At 49.1% G+C, this 18141-nt stretch carries 16 protein-coding genes and 1 pseudogene; 5 read left to right on the forward strand and 12 right to left on the reverse strand.

Going from position 1 to position 18141, the window contains the following annotated elements:
* Window positions 1–166 precede the first annotated feature (166 nt).
* A complete protein-coding gene (glpX, locus tag EDM21_RS13690; RefSeq protein WP_157336272.1) occupies window positions 167–1129 on the forward strand; it encodes a class II fructose-bisphosphatase in 963 nt (320 codons plus the stop codon).
* A 48-nt stretch (window positions 1130–1177) separates the two neighbouring features.
* Here glpX and EDM21_RS13695 read toward each other — a convergent pair whose 3' ends face one another.
* Entirely contained in the window at window positions 1178–1321 is a 144-nt protein-coding gene (locus tag EDM21_RS13695) for a hypothetical protein (RefSeq protein WP_157336273.1), read from the reverse strand.
* Window positions 1322–1460: 139 nt separating this feature from the next.
* On the reverse strand, window positions 1461–2378 hold the full coding sequence (locus EDM21_RS13700; protein ID WP_235918183.1) for an S-layer homology domain-containing protein: 918 nt from the start codon (window positions 2376–2378) through the stop codon (window positions 1461–1463).
* A 243-nt stretch (window positions 2379–2621) separates the two neighbouring features.
* Here EDM21_RS13700 and EDM21_RS13705 point away from each other — a divergent pair, with 243 nt between their 5' ends.
* On the forward strand, window positions 2622–4004 hold the full coding sequence (locus EDM21_RS13705; protein WP_157336275.1) for an ABC transporter substrate-binding protein: 1383 nt from the start codon (window positions 2622–2624) through the stop codon (window positions 4002–4004).
* Between the two features lie 216 nt (window positions 4005–4220).
* On the opposite strand, the gene EDM21_RS13710 is transcribed toward EDM21_RS13705, so the two are convergent.
* Window positions 4221–5210, reverse strand: coding sequence for a M23 family metallopeptidase (locus EDM21_RS13710; protein WP_157336277.1), 990 nt, complete (start codon window positions 5208–5210; stop codon window positions 4221–4223).
* Window positions 5211–5454: 244 nt separating this feature from the next.
* Between EDM21_RS13710 and EDM21_RS13715 the strand changes: the two genes are divergently transcribed.
* Together EDM21_RS13715 and EDM21_RS13720 are read left to right on the forward strand one after the other, a co-directional pair.
* On the forward strand, window positions 5455–6243 hold the full coding sequence (locus EDM21_RS13715) for a response regulator transcription factor (RefSeq protein ID WP_157336278.1): 789 nt from the start codon (window positions 5455–5457) through the stop codon (window positions 6241–6243).
* A complete protein-coding gene (locus tag EDM21_RS13720) occupies window positions 6233–8143 on the forward strand; it encodes a sensor histidine kinase (RefSeq protein WP_338043984.1) in 1911 nt (636 codons plus the stop codon). Before EDM21_RS13715 ends, EDM21_RS13720 begins: the two co-directional genes overlap by 11 nt.
* 112 nt (window positions 8144–8255) lie before the next feature.
* Here the strand turns inward: EDM21_RS13720 and EDM21_RS13725 are convergent, their stop codons facing one another.
* The 8 genes from EDM21_RS13725 to EDM21_RS13760 all read right to left on the reverse strand — a co-directional run bounded on the left by EDM21_RS13725 (window position 8256) and on the right by EDM21_RS13760 (window position 16452).
* Window positions 8256–9413, reverse strand: coding sequence for a PstS family phosphate ABC transporter substrate-binding protein (locus EDM21_RS13725; protein WP_157336279.1), 1158 nt, complete (start codon window positions 9411–9413; stop codon window positions 8256–8258).
* A gap of 509 nt (window positions 9414–9922) precedes the next feature.
* Complete coding sequence (locus EDM21_RS13730) at window positions 9923–10363, reverse strand: hypothetical protein (RefSeq protein WP_157336280.1); 441 nt, start codon at window positions 10361–10363, stop codon at window positions 9923–9925.
* On the reverse strand, window positions 10364–10570 hold the full coding sequence (locus tag EDM21_RS13735; RefSeq protein ID WP_068774025.1) for a helix-turn-helix transcriptional regulator: 207 nt from the start codon (window positions 10568–10570) through the stop codon (window positions 10364–10366).
* A gap of 411 nt (window positions 10571–10981) precedes the next feature.
* Window positions 10982–12601, reverse strand: coding sequence for a M56 family metallopeptidase (locus EDM21_RS13740; protein ID WP_157336282.1), 1620 nt, complete (start codon window positions 12599–12601; stop codon window positions 10982–10984).
* A gap of 2 nt (window positions 12602–12603) precedes the next feature.
* Complete coding sequence (locus EDM21_RS13745) at window positions 12604–13008, reverse strand: BlaI/MecI/CopY family transcriptional regulator (protein WP_157336283.1); 405 nt, start codon at window positions 13006–13008, stop codon at window positions 12604–12606.
* A 353-nt stretch (window positions 13009–13361) separates the two neighbouring features.
* Complete coding sequence (locus EDM21_RS13750; protein ID WP_166542003.1) at window positions 13362–14390, reverse strand: lytic polysaccharide monooxygenase; 1029 nt, start codon at window positions 14388–14390, stop codon at window positions 13362–13364.
* Window positions 14391–14784: 394 nt separating this feature from the next.
* Window positions 14785–15279 (reverse strand): DinB family protein, encoded by a 495-nt coding sequence (locus EDM21_RS13755; protein ID WP_338043985.1) that lies wholly within the window; start codon window positions 15277–15279, stop codon window positions 14785–14787.
* Between the two features lie 321 nt (window positions 15280–15600).
* Window positions 15601–16452 carry a DMT family transporter gene (locus EDM21_RS13760; protein WP_157336286.1) on the reverse strand — a complete coding sequence of 284 codons (852 nt, stop codon included), beginning with the start codon at window positions 16450–16452 and terminating at the stop codon, window positions 15601–15603.
* 345 nt (window positions 16453–16797) lie between these two features.
* Here EDM21_RS13760 and EDM21_RS13765 point away from each other — a divergent pair, with 345 nt between their 5' ends.
* Window positions 16798–17565: a class I SAM-dependent methyltransferase gene (locus EDM21_RS13765; RefSeq protein ID WP_157336288.1), complete on the forward strand. Its 768-nt coding sequence runs from the start codon at window positions 16798–16800 to the stop codon at window positions 17563–17565.
* A gap of 273 nt (window positions 17566–17838) precedes the next feature.
* On the opposite strand, the pseudogene EDM21_RS13770 reads toward EDM21_RS13765, so the two are convergent.
* A pseudogene (locus EDM21_RS13770) lies at window positions 17839–17979 on the reverse strand (transposase); the annotation flags it as partial.
* Window positions 17980–18141: the final 162 nt, after the last annotated feature.

The raw sequence follows: 18141 nt of genomic DNA on the forward strand, positions 1-18141 counted from the left end.
AGAAAAGTTTGTTCATCAGCAGCTCACAAAGATACCTTTGGACCGGCGTCATCTGCAATCATCCTCAAATAAGGATTGATTTCTACTTTTTTATATCATATATTATTATTAAGTACAACACATTGGATTATATATGACTCATAATTGGCCTGTGGAGGGAAATGGAATGCAAAGAGAATTGTCCTTGGAAATTGTACGTGTAACGGAAGCGGCGGCACTGGCTGCAGCTCACTGGATGGGCCGCGGCAACAAGAATGAAGCAGACGGCGCAGCAACAGCTGCGATGCGGGATTCATTCCGCTCTGTGTCTATGAAGGGAACGGTTGTCATCGGCGAAGGGGAAATGGATGAAGCCCCCATGCTGTACATAGGGGAGCAAGTAGGCAGCGGGGACGGTCCGGAAGTGGACATTGCAGTCGACCCGGTTGAAGGAACCGAGCTGGTTTCCAAATCCTTAAACAATGCGCTGGCTGTTATTGCTGCCGCCGATAAGGGCAAACTGCTTCATGCGCCTGACATGTATATGGAAAAGCTCGCGGTAGGACCTGCTCTGGAAGGCAAACTGAGCCTGGACGAGCCTCTGGAGGAAACATTGCTCAAAGCCGCGCGGCTGCTGGACAAGAATATATCCGACCTGACGGTCTCCATACTCGACCGCGACCGCCATGAAGAGCATATCGCCGTGCTGCGCAAAGTAGGCGTGCGCCTGAAACTCCTCAGCGATGGTGATGTCGCTGGAGCAATGGCGCCGGCTTTCCCGGAATCCGGCGTGGATCTCTACATCGGCTCCGGCGGCGCGCCGGAAGGCGTTCTTGCAGCTGCCGCGCTGCACTGCCTGGGCGGGGAGCTGCAGGGCCGCCTCATGCCGGGCAGCGACGAAGATGTCGCCCGCTGCCGGACCATGGGCATAGACGATCCGGCGAAGCTGCTGCGTCTGGAGGATATGATCGGCGATGACGATGTCATCTTCGCCGCGACCGGCATCACGCCGGGCGATTTCCTCGGCGGCGTCAGATTCCTGCCGGCCGAGCGTGCGGAGACGCATTCGATCGTGATGCGCGCCAAGACGCGTACGATCCGGTACGTCCGCTCGATCCATCATCTGCCGAGCAAGCCCAGCGCCTGCTGAGTATGCCCGTGACCGGGGCGTAACCCGGACCTTGAGCCGTGGTCTGATTCAGCGCATGGCAGCGTGTCCATGTGAAGCATAAGCATCGTTCACACAGTCAGCCTCCCGGGTATATAGCTTCACATCAACCGGACAACCTGCCTGCATGAGAATAAGCCGGGTATCCTCGGCCGCTCCGGTCCACAACAACAAAACCTCACTTCCTTGTATCGGAAGTGAGGTTTTTGCTCTAGTCAGAACTGCCGCTTGATCCGGTAAACGGATCAAGCGGATCAAGCGGATCAAGCACCCAATGGCTTTACGTCATTAAGGATGATCGGAATGAAATTCCTTATTTCGATGCTGCAGCTGTCACCTTGTAGCCGGCTTTGACCGTTGTGGAAGCTTCCACCTCCGTCATAACGGCCGGGTACATCTTCGTAGGGTCCGGCGCACGAAGCGTGTAATATACAACGGCCTCATCTGCCGATACGTAATCAACCCGGTCAATGGAAATTCCGTAACCCGGATTAGGCATCAGCCCGCGTGAGAGCGTCACTTTGTTAAACTCTTCGCTATCCTTCGTCACGCTGATCTTGATGTCTTCCGCCGGTTGCGGTGCTGCCGGTGCGCCGGCGTCAGCTTTGTGCTTAGCCACAAACTCCATCGCGTTATAAGCCAAGACTGCCGCCTCGTAGCGGTTGATCGGCTTCTTCGGCTGGAAGTTGCCTTTCTCATCCAGCTTCGCGATCTTCGTCAGAAGAAGAACCTGAATCGCATTCATGCTGCCGGGTGTAATCTGATCTTCATCCCCGATTAGCTGGAACATTTGGATAACCGGGTAAGGTCCGGTCTTCTCGACAGCGGCATAGAGCCATTCCGCGAACTGCTCTTTCGTGATGATCTGCTGAGGATCAATCTCACGATCGACGGGCAGGTTGTTCACGCCCGCGATTATGAAAGACTCCGAATACCAGACATCGTCCTTCGCTTTGGGGAAGCTGTCGCTTGCTTTAGGCGCTCGAATAAACCGGACTTTACCTGTATCAAGTTCAAGTGCCTTCACGATGAGCTGAATGCCTTGTGCAGCCGTCATGGTTGCATTAGGGGCAAAGCGCTGCGCATCAATGCCGTCCACAATTCCTTTCTCTTTGAGAGAAAGAATGGCCTTCTCTTCCGGTTTTCCTTTGATATCCGAAAAAGCTAGCGCGGAGGAACCGAGTGAGAATACTAGCATTGCAGCCAACAGGGTCGTTGTTAATTTTTTCATGATGTTCACCTCCACTTTCATTGACGGAACTTTTATTCATTATGTTGCATCCGTGTTTCCTGATTTATCCGGACTAAGCCGATCTGTATGTAGGGCTCGTGTAGGGCTCTTCCTATAAAGTAACGGCTTATCCGGCTTTTGACAACAACATAAAAAAAGAATAGCCCTGCGCAGATTCACGATAATTTCTACCGGGTACTACTGAGTAGTGAGTAGATCCAAATTTTGGAGGGGAGTGAGTAAATGCGACCATTACAAACCGCAACCTGGACCGTCTGTACCTTATCTGCGCTCGCTCTCCTGGTTTCAGGATGCGCAAAACCTTATGAAGCAGCTCCGCTTCCTGCGGCCCAATACGGCAAAACCGTGGTGAATTTCTGGAGTTCATGGAATTCAGACAGTCAGGGAGCGGCGATCCGGCAGATGATCGAGAATTTTAACCAGGCGCAAGACACCATTCTCGTCCGGCATACGTTTGTTGCTGCGGATGAAATGGAGCCGGCAAATTCCGATGCTATCGCTTCCCGCCAGCCGGCGGATGTGATTGTAAGCGATCTGGCTTCCGTTGAGAAGAGAGCCTTTCATAACCAGAATACGAACTTATCCAGATTCATCGAGCAGGACCCTGCTCTGAAGGACCGTTTCTATCCCCGGCTCTGGGAAGCCGTGCAATACCAAGAAGAAGCTTACGCCCTCCCTTTCCTTACGGATACGCGGCTTCTTTTCTATAATAAGAAGGCTTTCCGTGAAGCCGGACTTGATCCGGACACTCCACCGAAAACCTGGGATGAGCTGGAACAGGCTGCCATAAAGCTGGACCGCCGGAATGACGCGGGCGGGTATGAGAGGATCGGTTTTTATCCGCTGTGGGGAAGCTTTGGCGAAGAAAGCTGGATGATGAATGCGGACGGAGGAAGGGGATTCTTCGACGATAACGGACAACTTGTCATTCATACGGAGGCCAAGACGGAAGCACTGGAGTGGCTGGCCCGTTGGGATGATAGACTGGGACAGGATACGATAGCGGCTGTAAATGAAGAGTATAGAGAAAATCAGACTAACCCGTTCCTGACCGGAAAAGTCGCTATCATGACCGAAAAACCTGCATTTGCCTCGCTAATTCGGGAATTCAGCACGGAGCTGGACTACGGGGTCGCACCAATCCCCGAAAGAAAAGCCGGAAGCGGACACTGGAGCACGGGCAGCGGCTATGCTTTGGAGATTCCTCAAGGGGCCAAACACCCGGAGGCGGCATGGAAGTTCATCGAGTACCTTACAAGTGCACAAGCGCAGCAAGTCTGGTCTCTGCGTAATATGGAAGTCCCCGCCAACAAAGATGTCTTGCCCAATAATCAAATGGCAGACAACCCGGTCTCTCAAGCAGTCTCCAGCAACTTGAAGGTCACCCGATTGCTAGCAGAACCGCTGACGGCGCCGGATTTCAAGAGTGTGATCGCTTCTCAAATTGATGAAGCTCTGCTCGGAATCCGCAGTCCGGAGGAGGCGCTTCGGAACGCGCAGTCGGAAGTCATTCATCTGATGGAATTGAACCGCGAGGCCGATCCGGCGGAACATACAGCCGGCGGGGCAGGGATCGCCGGACTTCCCAGACCCAGACCGATGTAGCGGTATAGGGACAGCCCGCCCGGGCATCGGGGCCGGCTGTGCCCGCCTAACCTGTCGCTCAAGTAACACGTGCCTCCCCAAAAAACCTTCGTCTGCCGGATTAGGATATAATCCCGTGACAGACGAAGGTTTTTTGCTCCTGCCGGATCTGACTATATTCGCTCAGCCTACCCGCTTGTTCATAGTATCCGCTTCATCATAGTTTCCTCTTCTTCATTATTGCGCACCTTTAACTTTCTGTCCCTGCAGCGGATCCATACCACCCTTGAATTTAATCCGAATGGAGCTGGCCTCAAACAAATCAGGGCCGTCGGATACATGATAATGAATATGAGGTTCGCTGGTATTGCCGGAATTGCCGACCAGCCCAAGCTTCTGCCCCGGTGCAACCCGGTCCCCCGCCTTCACAAGGATGGAGCCCTGCTTAAAGTGCGCCAGATGACTGAACTCACCGTTCCCATGATCGATAACGACGTGATTCCCGGCAGGATTCTCAGCATCGGTCTGTCCGATCGGGTTATCGGGCTTGCCATTCTCCACTCTTACGATGGTACCTGGAGCCGGGGCGAGCACTTCTTGACCAAACGCATAGTAACTTTCCAGTTGGGCCGCGTCTCCGGAGTAACTGGAACCATCTTTCATTCTTACCAGATCATAAGCGTAGCGCTGGGATTGATGTTCGTAATGGTAGTTAAGCAGTACGTTGGTCCCGCCCCATACGACATCCCATTCCCCCCGGAATGGAAGCTCGAACTCCGTTTGGCTCCATGCCTGATCCGTATCCGGGTAGGTTTGCAGCGGAAGCGCTTGGAGTCCGTGAATTATCTTATCCGCACCGATTATCGCTACGATCCCCTTGGAGTTCGATTCGTCTGTCCATACATAACGGTAAGCTCCGTCCATCCTCATTTTGCTCTGCAAGGTATACGACTTAACTCCCCGATTAAACGTTTGTCCCAGCTTCTTCACGTCTTTCAAGCTCACCTGCTCTTTAAATTCAGGACTGAAGCGGTTGTAGATAGCCTCGAATTTTCCTTCTAAAAAAAACTTGCCAAGCTGCTCCGGTCTCATTGCGGCGCCTCCTTTATCCTCCGGTTTGCTTACGGCAGGGGGCTTACTGCCACCGCCTCCATCTGCGGGCCCGCATCCCGTCGCCCATGACGAAAAAATGAGCAGGGCTGCCATCGTCCAACTACTTGCTATCATCCTTATCCCATCCCTTCTCCGGTCCGTTTTCCGCTGCGTGAATTCGTTCCTTGTTAAACAGCTTAACAGACTGTTGTTATCCCACGCGTAACACCGCCTTACGTCTTCCTTAATTTTTCGATAAAAGGTCACCCCGGTTCGTAAGCTTCTGTTAAGATTGCGTTTCTTTCACGTTCAGCCTTTCATGGTATGATGACGGTAAGCAAGCAGCAATGGGACTCTAAGAAGGAGTGTGTCAGACGTTATGAACGAAGCCGGCATTCTGGTCGTGGATGATGAAGCGGCTATTCTACATATGCTCATAAAAGTACTCGGAAAAGAAGGTTTTACCGACATAGACACCGCTGCAACCGCAGAAGAGGCTCTTGAAGCCTGCCGGCGGAAGCCTTACGCGCTTATTCTGCTGGATGTTATGCTGCCCGGTAAAAGCGGATTCGATATTTGCCCTCTTATACGTGCAATAACGGATGCGCCTATTCTTTTTCTGACGGCAAGGGGGTCGGATTTAGACAAACTTACGGGATTCGCACTGGGCGGAGACGATTATATAACGAAACCCTTCAACCCGCTGGAAGTAGCGGCCCGCATTAAAGCCAGGCTCCGCAGGCACGTACAGACTCACGGTGACAGGCATCCGCGGAATCAAGGACCCTTATCCGCAACACGTGAATCCCCCTCTTGCCCGGACCTTGTTCCGAATGAGCGGTACGATTACGGCCGTTTTCAGCTGGACGCGCTGGCCGGGGATCTTATTGTAGAGGGACGCAGCCAATCCTGTCCGGCTCAGGTATACCAGCTCCTGCTGTTTTTGTGCCGCAATCCTAACCGGATTTTCAGCAAGCAGCAGCTGTATGAGAAAGTCTGGGGGACCGACAGCCTCGGTGACGATAACACGGTGATGGTGCATGTTCACCGCATCCGGGAGCGGATCGAGAAGAATCCCGGAGATCCGAAGCTGCTCGTGACCGTTCGCGGGCTCGGTTATAAGCTTGTGCGGCCGGCGCAGCAGGAGGAGACTGGCTGTGGACGTTAGAAAACGGCTCATACTCCGGTTTATCACTCAGCTCGTAACGATCGGATTCCTTATTCTGCTGCTGGTCGGCGGCGCGGTTTCTTATTTTTTCAATGAGATTACCCGTATCGAAATGAATCAGGATTTTACAAATGCCGGGATGACGAAACTAGTGGATTCGATCCGCACGGACGACGAACGCATCACATTTGACAGTAAGCTTCTGGAGCAGGCTCTCGGCCAGGGCGGCTGGCTCCAAGTTCTGGATGATCGCGGCTCGGTCACCCATTCATACGGAGTACCTGCCGATGTGCCAGACCGCTATCTCCCGGGTGAATTCACGGATTACTGGTCAGGCCGCAAACCTTTTCCCTATAGGCTTTATTTGTGGATCGAAGAGAAGGACGGGAATACGTACACCCTCCTGTACGGCAAAAGAAGCATCGAACGAATTCTCGTCGAAGAGGTGGCCAAGGCTGCAGCTGCGGCGGGCGCAGCGGATAAAGCTCCGGGGGCCGGCAGTGAAGCGGCAGGAGCGGAGGAAGGCGCAAAGGAAGGAGAGCAAGAAACGGATTCTTTAGATGAAGCTTCGAAGAACGAACCTATCGAGACTGGAGTCAGGGATCGAATTTCCGTCTACGAGAACGGGCAGCTCCATCTTCCCCAGGCGCTGCAGCAAAAGCTCATTGCAGCAGGCGCAGCCGTCCAGCTGCTGAGCCCGGAAGGCGAAGAACAGGCGGCCTTCCGCAAGCCGCCCGCTCTTCCTTCGGCTTACAGCCTGCAGGAACTGGCGCTCCGCTCCCAGCACAGCGAACGCTACGGCTACGATCTGGCGTCCCTCAGCGAAGCCGATGGACGCACCTGGATCGTTTCGGTCCCGCAGCGAAGTGCCGGCACGGGCACCTTCCCGCAGACGGTGCCCCAAGCGGCGGTTGCCGCGTTCTTCGGCTTGTTCGCCGGGATGCTGCTGCTGCTTGTCGGCGCCGCCTTCTGGTACGGCCACCGCTTCGGCACACCGATGCTGCACATCCTGGCGTGGCTCAGGCGCCTTAGCCGAAGCAACTACGATGAACCCGCCGGCAGCGGCGGGCAGCCCCGGAGCCGCCGCAAGGACGGGCGGCTCAAGAAGCGCTTCCGCTTGTACAGCGACGTCATGCAGACGCTGCAGCAGCTCTCGGAAGCGCTGCGCCAGAGCGAGGAGGCGCGTGCCCAGCTGGAGCGGACGCGGGATGAGTGGATCGCGGGAATATCACACGATCTCCGAACACCCCTCTCGTCCATTAAGGGCTATGCCCATATGCTGGAGGCGCCTCAGTATACATGGACGGAGACAGAGGTCCAAGAATTTGCTGCCATCATCAAGGATAAGGCCGATTTTATGGAGCAGCTTGCCGGCGACCTGAGTCTGACCTTCCGCCTTAAAAACGGCGGCCAGACCTTTGTACCGGAGGAGACGGAAATGAATGAATTTGTACGCCGCAGCATCCTCCAGGTCATCAATGACCCCGGGTGTGCGGATGCGGACGTGACATTCGAACCTGCGGCAGCTCTAGTGGCCTACCCCATCGACCGGCAAGCATTCCGCAGGGTGATGGACAATCTGGTCGCCAACGCGATCCGCCATAACCCCCCGGCCACACCGGTCGAAGTGAAGCTGACTGCTGCGCCGGGCGGCGGATTCGTTCTCGACATCCGCGATAACGGCATCGGCATGGACGAAGAGACGCTGGCGAAGCTGTTCGACCGCTATTACCGGGGCACCCACACGGAAGGGGAGACCCGGGGAACGGGACTCGGCATGGCTATTGCCCGCCAGCTTGTAATCCGGCAGGGCGGCCGGATCGAAGCATCGAGCGAACCCGGACGGGGCACACTCGTCCGGCTGACATTCGGCCCGGCTGCTGCAATGGATTGCAGTTGAACGCATGAATGACACAGGTTAAACACAAAGGTAATGGTTTTATGTCTAAAGCATACCTCAACCTGGCAGCCATAGGTCGGCGTGGTCCAGCTTAGCGCTTGTTTGTTTTCACTCACTTCTTCAAAGGCGTGTACCCGGTTTTATCCACCAAAGATTGTCCTTGCGGTGATAAGATCCACTCAATCAGCCCCTCTACGTTGGGGTTCTTACTACCTAAAGTCACCGCATAAAACTCCGAAGTTAACGGATAAGATTGGTTCTGGATGTTGGCTCTGTTCGGCTGTACGCCATTAATACTGAGCAGGCGGATCTTATCTTCTCTGGTCATTTCCGTTGCGTAGAATAGAAAGGAATACCCCACCGCATTTTTGTGGTTCCGGTAGTTGGCCGCATTGCGGATAATTCCGCCCATTCCCGATGCGACATCTTCTTGAGGCGGAGTGACCAGATTCTTTCCTTCCATCAGCTTTTGAAGCGCCGACTGGCTTCCGCTGTTCTCGGGACGCTGGAACGCCTGAATCGGCATGTCGTCCCCGCCAAGCTCTTGCCAATTCGTCAAATGACCGGAATAAATCGACTGGATCTGTTCCAGCGTCACATCCTTGACACGGTTCCTCGAATTAACGAAGAAAACGAAAGCCTCGCGTCCGATCGGAGTCAGAACAAGCTCCCGGCCGCTTCTTTCTGCATCGAGTCTTTGGAGTCTGGATGGACCCGCCGTGAAAATAATATCCACCTCGCCCCGGATGAGCTTCTCATAAGCGCCATCGGTCTTGCTCGACATCACTGCACTGTTAGAAATGTCATAATCCGCTTGGGGATAGACCGCCTGGGCAATTGCGGCATACAAAGGATAAAGCGCCGTAGCACCGTCCAGCCGGGGCAAATCCTTTTCCAGTTTGAAGGAAGAAGGCTCTTCCAGCGCAACCGCCTTGGTTGATTTCATGAAAGGCTTATAGGCGTTTAGATCAACCTCCTGTTCTTTCATCGTGATGCTGCCCAAATAAGCTTTATTGATTTCATAACCGGCCAGCACCAGACCACAAACCGCCGCGCCAGAAGCAAGTGTCAGGTTAAATTGTCTGGTTGTCAGAACCGTAAAGATTCTAAGCAGGGCCAATGCAATGAATAAAGCTATCGCCGCCACGATAAAAATTAGGTAGAACGTGCCCATCCCGCTTAATGCGGCAAAAAACATAGCCATGAACCCGCCAATCGCTACAATAACAATGACAAAAATGCTTATAAATATCCTATCAATAGTAGTCATAAGCTCTCCTTACTCTGTTCTGCCCAATAATATAGGACGGATCGTACCGCCTTGAAATATTGTTCCATTTTCCTTATACGACAAAATTTGGATTTTGTACAGACCTATCGGTTTCATAGCTAAGTAAAAAAAAGCCGCGAATTTCGTGCCGGATGACAAGAACTTGATAACATTCCCCACCAGTTCCGATCGATATTCTTTATTAAATGAATAGTCAAAAACAACAAACCATCACTCAGCCCTTGAATGATGGTTTGTTGTTTTTGACTTATATAAATGAAATCTGTTTACATAGTTATCAACATATTCACGAAGTAATTTATTTTCTTGTAAGGATTCAGAATTTGATGAAATGGATGCCGGAGTAACAACAAAGAAGCAAATTATTTAAATGACTCGCTTCTTTGTGTGTAAATATCCAATCTATAGAAATATAATATTTATTGTATGATCTCATTATACAATTTACTCTGTTATTCAGATTATGCTTTTCTACTTTGATCCAACCCTTAAAGTTTTTTCGCATAATACATCCATAATGTAAAAAATACGATCAAAACAAATAATAAGCAAACTAGTAAGGTGTAGAATATCAAGGAATTAAAGAAACCGGCGATCACGGAGGCAATGCCCAGACCTATGATAATGATGGCTGTGCTGAGAATACTGGCACTCTTGAGTATCATTACACCCCGCTCGTCATTCTCCTCTATATATTGCTTCTTCAACTCGGCTTCATTTTTGCTGGCTTTTATATACTTGATGAGGAAAAAAACGACGGCCACTTCAACCCCGATAAAAGCACCTGTGTGAAATCCCTTTATAAAACTCGGCAAAGCGGGTAGTCCACCTCGGTAAAATACAAGTCCCACATAGATCAATAGCATAGCAGCAGCTACCAGTGACAGTACGTTTTTGCGAGTTTTTACTTTAATCTTGTACTTGTCCATTTACATTTCCTCCACTTCGCTGAAATCAAAAACTTCTTCAATGGCGAGTCCAAAATAATTGGCAATTTTGTAAGCAAGAATAAGGGAAGCCGTATACTTTCCCCTTTCAAGGGAGGTGATGGTTTGTCGGGTAACACCGACGATTTTTCCTAGATCTTCCTGTGAAAGCTTATGCTGCTTACGCAGTTCTGCAATTCTTGTCTTCAAGTTATCACACCCTTGCAATGTTTACTTTGCTTTTTTAGCATAGTTTACTTTGCATTTTATGTCAAGCTAACTTTGCATTTTATGCAGCTTTGCAATTTCACCGAAGGAATGTTGCATTTACATTGAAGGCGGTACAGTGCTTTTCCCAGAAAAACGGAGCTTCCGCTTAGCTTCTCGCCGTTACGGCTTACCCGACACATTCTGTTCATGCTGTCTCTAACTGTCTTTAAAATAAAAAATGCAATGCCATTAACGACATCGCACTTTTTAGAAATTCAGTTTGGATACAAATCGGTCAACATTTTTGATAGACTCGCCTGCTTTAACTTATTTAGCGCACGCGACATCCCTTTGTTCTTTTCCCCCTAGAAAAAAAGAAGCACATTTTTTCGTGTGCTTCGCTTTTTATCTTTAAGGATTCACATTCAAGATAGCACCAGTGGATTGGTCGAAAGATATACGAAAAGGGTCGCCAGTAAGATTGCCTTCGGAAGAAGGAATAATATCCAATATAATATACGAATCATTGTGAGGATGTGTTGTTGTGATTTGGACTTCTTGAACACTAACGTCAAGGAATGGTTGTGCCAATTGAATCGCTTTCTCTTTAATTTGGTCAATTGAAATCCATTGTTCTTTTTTCGTTTCAATTCTATTTTTTTTATCTTTCCATGCCTTCATATCATTGATACCGATTATTTTTTTATTTGGACCAATCCATACACGCATACTGTCGTCTGTGGTTACATAAGATGCAGTGGCTACTTCTCTCTCATCTGGTATAAGTGAAAATCCAGTCAGGTTAAAATACTTCTGCAATACCTGATTAGCTTCTTCCGCAGTTTTAACTGTCGGGCTTTGGCCGCCTCCAGGTTGCGATAGCTTTACCACTTCCACTGTTTCTTTTAATTCGGCTGGGGTCCCTTGAGCATTTACTAATGAGAATGAGCAGACAGTTATTAGCGTTGCTAAACCTAATACAGATAAGCGAATAGAATTTTTCTTGAAATGTTTAATCATGAGTATTCTCCTCTTTAGATGCTTGTAATTACCCGATAATCCGACCAAACCTGGATATCTCCGGACTCCTGTATAATGCTCCAATAAATTAATGATCGTCTGGCCGTACGCTGCTTTGTGTTCAGCATGGATGTAGGACAAGGCTAATGCATCACAGGCTACCTCTTGGTCTGCCCGCATTCGTGCGTAGACAACCCACATAATCGGATTAAACCAATGTAAAATAACCAGAACATGCATAAGCCAATTCATCGCAACATCCCTGCGCTTGATATGTGCCAGTTCATGATTGAAAATATAACGGAATTGATCGGCATCCATCGAACGAATCAACGAACGGGATAATAAAATCCTTGGTTTCATAAACCCATAAACCGCAGGACTCGGCACTGCATCTGTTTCGGTTAGAAGAATCGGTTGTTTGACCGACATCTGGCGCTTGCATTGCTCGAATACTTGTAATACCGCCGGATTGGTTACTTTGGGCTGTTTTTTAATTCGTCTATACACGTTGATATTGGCTATAAGGGTTACAAGACTCAAGACTATGACCACTAGCAACCAACCAAACAACAGAATGTCTCGCAGCGTTATTGTGGACAGTAGATCCACAAACGATTGCTTTGCATGGACTTGTTTCTCAGGAACGTACGCAGCGGAATGAACGTCGGATGGACCTTGGAGTGTCCATTCGCTCGGAGAATTCACCTTATTCTTCAACTGTTGTTCATAACGATTGGATATATCATCGAGCGATCCCGAAAGGAATTCATTAGACAACTGCTGCTTAATTGGCAATAGATTGTACACACTGTACGAGCTCTCCGGTGCCCAAGGTAATACGAGCCGGATGACAACAGGCAACCATAGGAGATAGTGCCACTTCGGCTGCAACTTGTTTCTGAGCATCCATTTGATCAGGACAATGAGAACAACCAGCACACTTGCCATCAGCGAAGCCCTAATCACCCAGTCGAAAAAAACCTGTATATACATCTGCACATATGTCATGGCTATATGTCCGTCTTCGATTTGTCAGCATCATTCTTGTTTTCATCGAATAATTGCTTCAGCTCATTGATTTCCTGTTCCGTCAGTTTTTTCTCCTGCAGGAAATTCGCAAGCATCGGTTTAATGGCTCCACCGTACAATTTTTGCAAAAAAGTCTTGGTTTCACTTTGCAAATACTCTTTTTCTGAAACCAATGGATAAAACATTTGGGCTCGTCGCGATTCCTCCTTGTTGATTCCAACCGCTTCTTTCTGCACTAGGCGGTTAAGCAGTGTACGAATGGTCTTCGGACTCCAATCCATTGTTTCTGTTAGTTCTTTAACAATTTCGCTGGATGGACATTCCTCCCTCGCCCAGAGGATTTTCATAACTTCCCATTCTGCATCTGTGATTTGTGGTAATTTCATGCTCGAAACCTCCTGTTACATGTAAAAGGATTACAAATGTAGGTCTACAACTCATATGCTACACGTGTAGTCCTATTATGTCAACAAACGTCTCGTTCCATTTACTTAGTGGTTAACGATATATGTTCTATACGGCAAACGATATAAGCTCTTGTCACTGACTTGTGACAAGAGCTTATATCGTCAAAATAACAATAGCTGCTGTTACGCGATTGAAAAGCATAGATGCTCTTGTTCTCCGACAGCGGCCTCTTATGCATGCATGTTCTTGTCATCCTGCACCTGCTCGCACAGGACTCCATATCCGGCAAAAAGCCCCGGAGGTCCTGCCTCCAGGGCTAACTGCACAATCTTTAAGGAATAACCTTCCAAACGTTGGTACCGGTTGGAGCTTCGCCTAATGTCCACCATTTGGCTTCATAATTGACACCGTTGTAAGAAACTTTGTTACCGCCTACATATACGGTAGACGCGCTCCAAGCTGCATACGTTCCCGCGCCGCCGCTGCCGGTTGTCTTGACCGCCAAGACGGAAGAAGCAGCGGATGCTTTGCCTGAGGAGTCGATTGCCGCCACGGTAAAGCTGTAGGTTGTGCCGCTCGACAAGCCCGTGCTTGTGAAAGAAGTCGAGGACGTCGTACCTACGGCCACGTTATTGCGGAATACTTGGTAGCTTGATGCTCCGGCTACGGCCGACCAGTTCAAGGAAACACTGGTGTCCGTAACGGCTGCGGAAGCCAGGTTCGTTGGAGCCGGAAGCGTGCTGCCTCCACCGAAATCTACATCCGTTACATTGACGTAAGCGGTAGGCGCTCCCGAAACTTCCCAGATCGCCAGGATAACATGATAACCGGTTCTTTCTGGAACGTTACAATTAGTCGTGTGATAGTTCGTAGGGCTCGCTCCGTTAAAATCTTCTTGGCAGAAAGGCGTCAAATCGAAGGATGCTCTCGTCAGAGGAGCATTCGGATTCCAGCCTGGCTTGGTGATGAAATATTTAAAAGTGGTTGTAGCGTGTGCGGCATTCAACTGCCATTTGAAAGCCTGAGGTCCCGCCGTCATAGGAACTTTGCTCCAACGTGTCGAGGTTTGCTCATCAAGTTTAGGGAAAGTGTTGCCCGCACTCGCGATACTACCGTCACCAGGGCCTCCGTTAGGGAAGCCTTTACCCGCTTCAGCGCTTTGCGGCTCGTATGCGGCACCGCCACAATCTGTATTCACTTTAGTTTTGCATAAAAGCGCACGGCTGGCAGGCACATCCAAATACCCGTGAGCCGAGCTTGTGTTAGGAAACAAAAGCATCAGGACAGCAATCATCAGCAGCATACCGCAAGCGGCAACCAGCTTGTGCAGCAAAGTGTGGTTCGGTAAAGCCAAATTCATCATTCGTTCCTCCTCATATTTGGGTTTTCAAAACAAAAGCGCTTACATTTTTCCGATTTAAACTAGCATCACCTCCCTTAAAGTAAAGCAGCAATCCCTTTATATAATTACCGGTCGTCATGTATATATATTCCAATTATATGCCTGATCGAAACATATCACAATATTTTTTACAAAAAAAGGAGTTCCGTGTAACAGACAGCCTCTGTCCAGTGACAAGAAAATTGTAAAGGAATTGAAAGTCCAGGCCTCTAGCCTTGCAGAAACGACTCACGAAGAAATTCTTTATTGTAACCAGGTTTCGTAAGTATGATAGCCGCTGGACTGAGACTTTTCAATAAAACCCCAGAACCTTACCTATCAAGGGCTTGAGGCATTTAGAAGAAGAATCTCTTCAATCCTGTGTAACTTTCTCTTGAACCAAGAAGGCTTCGATTTGTTTCCTGTGATGCTCGTCATGATGGATAAATACATGAACAAACTTCTGGTATGTATAGTCCTCGTTATCGATTGTAAATGTAGTAGTATGATCATATTCTTCATCAAGCAGTTCAAGAAGCTGTTGTCGCGCTTCGATTACGTCATCAATAAGCGCATCTAAAGTCTGATAGGACTGGGCCCATACTGCGGCTTCCTGGTTATGCTTCTCAATATCCACGAAGAATAACTGTGCTCCCTCTGTCATAAGGGGAACCATCATTTCTAAACTGTTCTTATCCCAGTGCATCATGTGGGTGAGAATCTCTCTAAGAGACCATTTTCCTGCAGATATAGGTACTAGCCAAAGGTTCTGGCCGGTTTGCCTCAATTCTCCTACCCAAGTCAGAAAATTTGCGAATTGTTTCAGTGTATCGTCCGGTTTGGCAAGCATCTCAACTTTCCCTTCCATATTTTATATGGATAATATACCATGAAATACCATCAAACGCAAACATATGTTCCATTCTGTGCATTTAATAAATTTTGAGATTCGAACGTTTCCAGTATATCCCTGATCCGATCCGCTCACTTCTCGTCTAATAAAAAAAACTGGAGTCTAAGTAAATCAGGCTCCAGGAACAATGTGGATCGTGATGCAGTACACCATGACCCAGGACTAAATCAAGACCGGGTAGGTTCTGGCAGCTTTTATCCGTCTCTATATCCGTGTATCTCTATATGACAATTCGTATGCCCTTCGTTCCTGACCTCCGTTCAGCTCCTCTTTAATTCATCCCCATAACCCCACAATAATAATTCCTACAGTAATTAAAATAGAAGTAAACAAACGTCTAGCCCCTTGTTTCTCCCGCAAGATGAAGATGCCCATAATCGTTCCGAATACCGTGCCGATCTCCCTCATGGGGGCAAGCTGCGCGACAGGGGCGAGAGACAAGGCAAACAAGAACAAAAGATAGCCTCCAGGAGCGAGAAGCCCGCCAAGCAAGATGATTTTCCAGTTCACCTTGATTTCCTTCCTCATTCCTCCCGATGAAAAAGCAGCCCAAGAAAGAGCCAAAATCCCTCCGACATTGGTTGCCTCATTCAATACGACGGCGGATACATAATTCAGAGCTATTTTGTCCACTACAATATAGCTGGCTATGCATAAGCCCACAGCCAAGGCCAACAAGGGTGCTTTGAGTGAGGCAGATCCACTGCGTTTGAACAATTGAACATTGCTGAGCGCAGCAATTCCCGTCACAATGCAGATTATACCCAGCCATCCCATAGGCGATAGCTGTTCATCAAGCAGGGTAACCCCGACGAGCGGCACTACTAGAGGGCTGATTCCTCTCATAATCGGATAAACTTGCGATAAATCTCCTACGGTATAGGTAGCTGCCAGCAGGGTCATATACAGTCCGTGCAGACACATAGAGGCAAGAACGATCCACAAACCAGTTCCCGTTAATTGGGAAGCATCCCATTCCATAAGAGTCCACGGCAAAAAGATTAAAAAAGCCGCCAGTTGGCAAAACCAGAGAAATACATTTTTGTTGAGACTTTTCTTCGTATACAAGTTCCAGATCGAATGCAGGAAACCTGAACCAAGTACCATTAGGATCGCTAAATTAAGCATCGCACACACCTTATCTTTCGTTCATCGATGAATTAATTTAACATTCTATCACTATTTCCTTAATTTGGGTACAACCTTGGCTCTTAAGACTGTGCAGACAAATGGAATAACTTAACATGACTGATGCAGGCGCGCCAGTGTAATGAGTAATAGATCGTGTTCCGTGTCAAAAAGGCATTAGAAATAAAATATAAACGGCTTGGTGTGAAATTTTTTTTATACTCGTTTGTCCCCTTGTTCCGGATTTCCCCTGATTCTATAATGAACGTACTTGAGAACCGAAGGAGGCGCTGACGCCGCTGAATCCCTTCCGTATAAACCCAACAGCCAACGGAGGAAAAATCCATGTCTTTTAGTCAATACGGTCCGCTCTGTACAGAGGTCTACGACCATACCAAAAAAATAGGCCAATCGCTAAACGGCGATCTGGACTATTATCACAATAAATTAAAGCATTGCAAAGGACGCATCCTGGAAGCAATGGCCGGTTCCGGAAGGGTCTTGATCCCGCTGCTTGAATCGGGTCTTCAGGTAGATGGAATGGATTACTCCCGCGATATGCTCGCCTCGTGCCGTCAGCGCTGTGAAGAGCGCGGACTTGCGGCAAATTTATACGAATCGAATCTGCAGGAGCTTGCTCTCCCCCACAAATATGAAGCTATTCTGATTCCGGGCGGATCGTTTCTGCTGATCGAAGACCGTCAACAGTCCATCCAAGCGTTGAAGCGGCTCTATGAGCATCTGGAACCCGGCGGTCGTCTGCTGCTGGATTTGTTTCTGCCCGATCCCAATTTTGAAGCTGGGCGTCTCGAAGGCATCTCCACCTTCCACCTGCCTGACGGAGATACGATTACTCTGGAGAACAGGCTCGTGGAAGCGGATTTGTTCAGCCAATCCAAAGTCAATCATCTAAAGTATGAAAAATGGCGGAACGGCACGCTCATCCAAACCGAATTGCAGCGTTTTGCACTGCGCTGGTACGGAGTGGAGGAATTCAAATTGTTATTGGAAAGCGTCGGATTCACGGATGTGAACGTATCTGCGGATTTTGAACACGGAAAGCAGCCGAGCAGCAGCAAGCAGACCTTTGTATACGAGGCGGTCAAGAATTAAGAAGCCAGACGTACACGCCTCGCAAGAACCGCACCCCCGAAGAAAACTCGGCCGATCCGGGTGTCTGGCAGCTTGTATGCAGTTCGGAGTCGGCCCAAGCCTCCTGCCGTCTCCTTTACAGGCCGCCTTCGCTCTTCCTCATAAGCATAAAAAAGCAGGGGAATCTCTCCCCTGCTTTCAGATTGCAGACAAACTCCTTTGTTCCGAATGGAACTCAGGAGTTTGTCTTGTTTGGAGAAATAAAAAACTCAAAAATGCAGTAAGTTTCTGTTTTTAGCCACCGGTTCTCCAAAGCCAGGTGGCTAGTTTTTTGAGGTTCATGCACGCGAAAACGAGCATCGCCTGCATGGATACCTTCCGCAGTCCTCGCAAGGTGGTCCATCGCATGCCATGCTTTTCTTTNTTTGTTCCGAATGGAACTCAGGAGTTTGTCTTGTTTGGAGAAATAAAAAACTCAAAAATGCAGTAAGTTTCTGTTTTGAGCCACCGGTTCTCCAAAGCCAGGTGGCTAGTTTTTTGAGGTTCATGCATGCGAAAACGAGCATCGCCTGCATGGATACCTTCCGCAGTCCTCGC

The organism is Paenibacillus lutrae (assembly GCF_009757775.1).
Lineage (GTDB): Bacteria > Bacillota > Bacilli > Paenibacillales > NBRC-103111 > Paenibacillus_F > Paenibacillus_F lutrae.

What these genes read in the sequence shown, in the direction of transcription:
- EDM21_RS13760 (WP_157336286.1), bottom strand. Translation starts at nt 16,452, where the DNA reads ATGCTTAATTTAGCGATCCTAATGGTACTTGGTTCAGGTTTCCTGCAT.
- EDM21_RS13750 (WP_166542003.1), bottom strand. Translation starts at nt 14,390, where the DNA reads ATGAATTTGGCTTTACCGAACCACACTTTGCTGCACAAGCTGGTTGCC.
- EDM21_RS13740 (WP_157336282.1), bottom strand. Translation starts at nt 12,601, where the DNA reads ATGACATATGTGCAGATGTATATACAGGTTTTTTTCGACTGGGTGATT.
- EDM21_RS13715 (WP_157336278.1), top strand. Translation starts at nt 5,455, where the DNA reads ATGAACGAAGCCGGCATTCTGGTCGTGGATGATGAAGCGGCTATTCTA.
- glpX (WP_157336272.1), top strand. Translation starts at nt 167, where the DNA reads ATGCAAAGAGAATTGTCCTTGGAAATTGTACGTGTAACGGAAGCGGCG.
- EDM21_RS13765 (WP_157336288.1), top strand. Translation starts at nt 16,798, where the DNA reads ATGTCTTTTAGTCAATACGGTCCGCTCTGTACAGAGGTCTACGACCAT.
- EDM21_RS13730 (WP_157336280.1), bottom strand. Translation starts at nt 10,363, where the DNA reads ATGGACAAGTACAAGATTAAAGTAAAAACTCGCAAAAACGTACTGTCA.
- EDM21_RS13745 (WP_157336283.1), bottom strand. Translation starts at nt 13,008, where the DNA reads ATGAAATTACCACAAATCACAGATGCAGAATGGGAAGTTATGAAAATC.
- EDM21_RS13710 (WP_157336277.1), bottom strand. Translation starts at nt 5,210, where the DNA reads ATGATAGCAAGTAGTTGGACGATGGCAGCCCTGCTCATTTTTTCGTCA.
- EDM21_RS13755 (WP_338043985.1), bottom strand. Translation starts at nt 15,279, where the DNA reads ATGGAAGGGAAAGTTGAGATGCTTGCCAAACCGGACGATACACTGAAA.
- EDM21_RS13705 (WP_157336275.1), top strand. Translation starts at nt 2,622, where the DNA reads ATGCGACCATTACAAACCGCAACCTGGACCGTCTGTACCTTATCTGCG.
- EDM21_RS13700 (WP_235918183.1), bottom strand. Translation starts at nt 2,378, where the DNA reads ATGAAAAAATTAACAACGACCCTGTTGGCTGCAATGCTAGTATTCTCA.
- EDM21_RS13725 (WP_157336279.1), bottom strand. Translation starts at nt 9,413, where the DNA reads ATGACTACTATTGATAGGATATTTATAAGCATTTTTGTCATTGTTATT.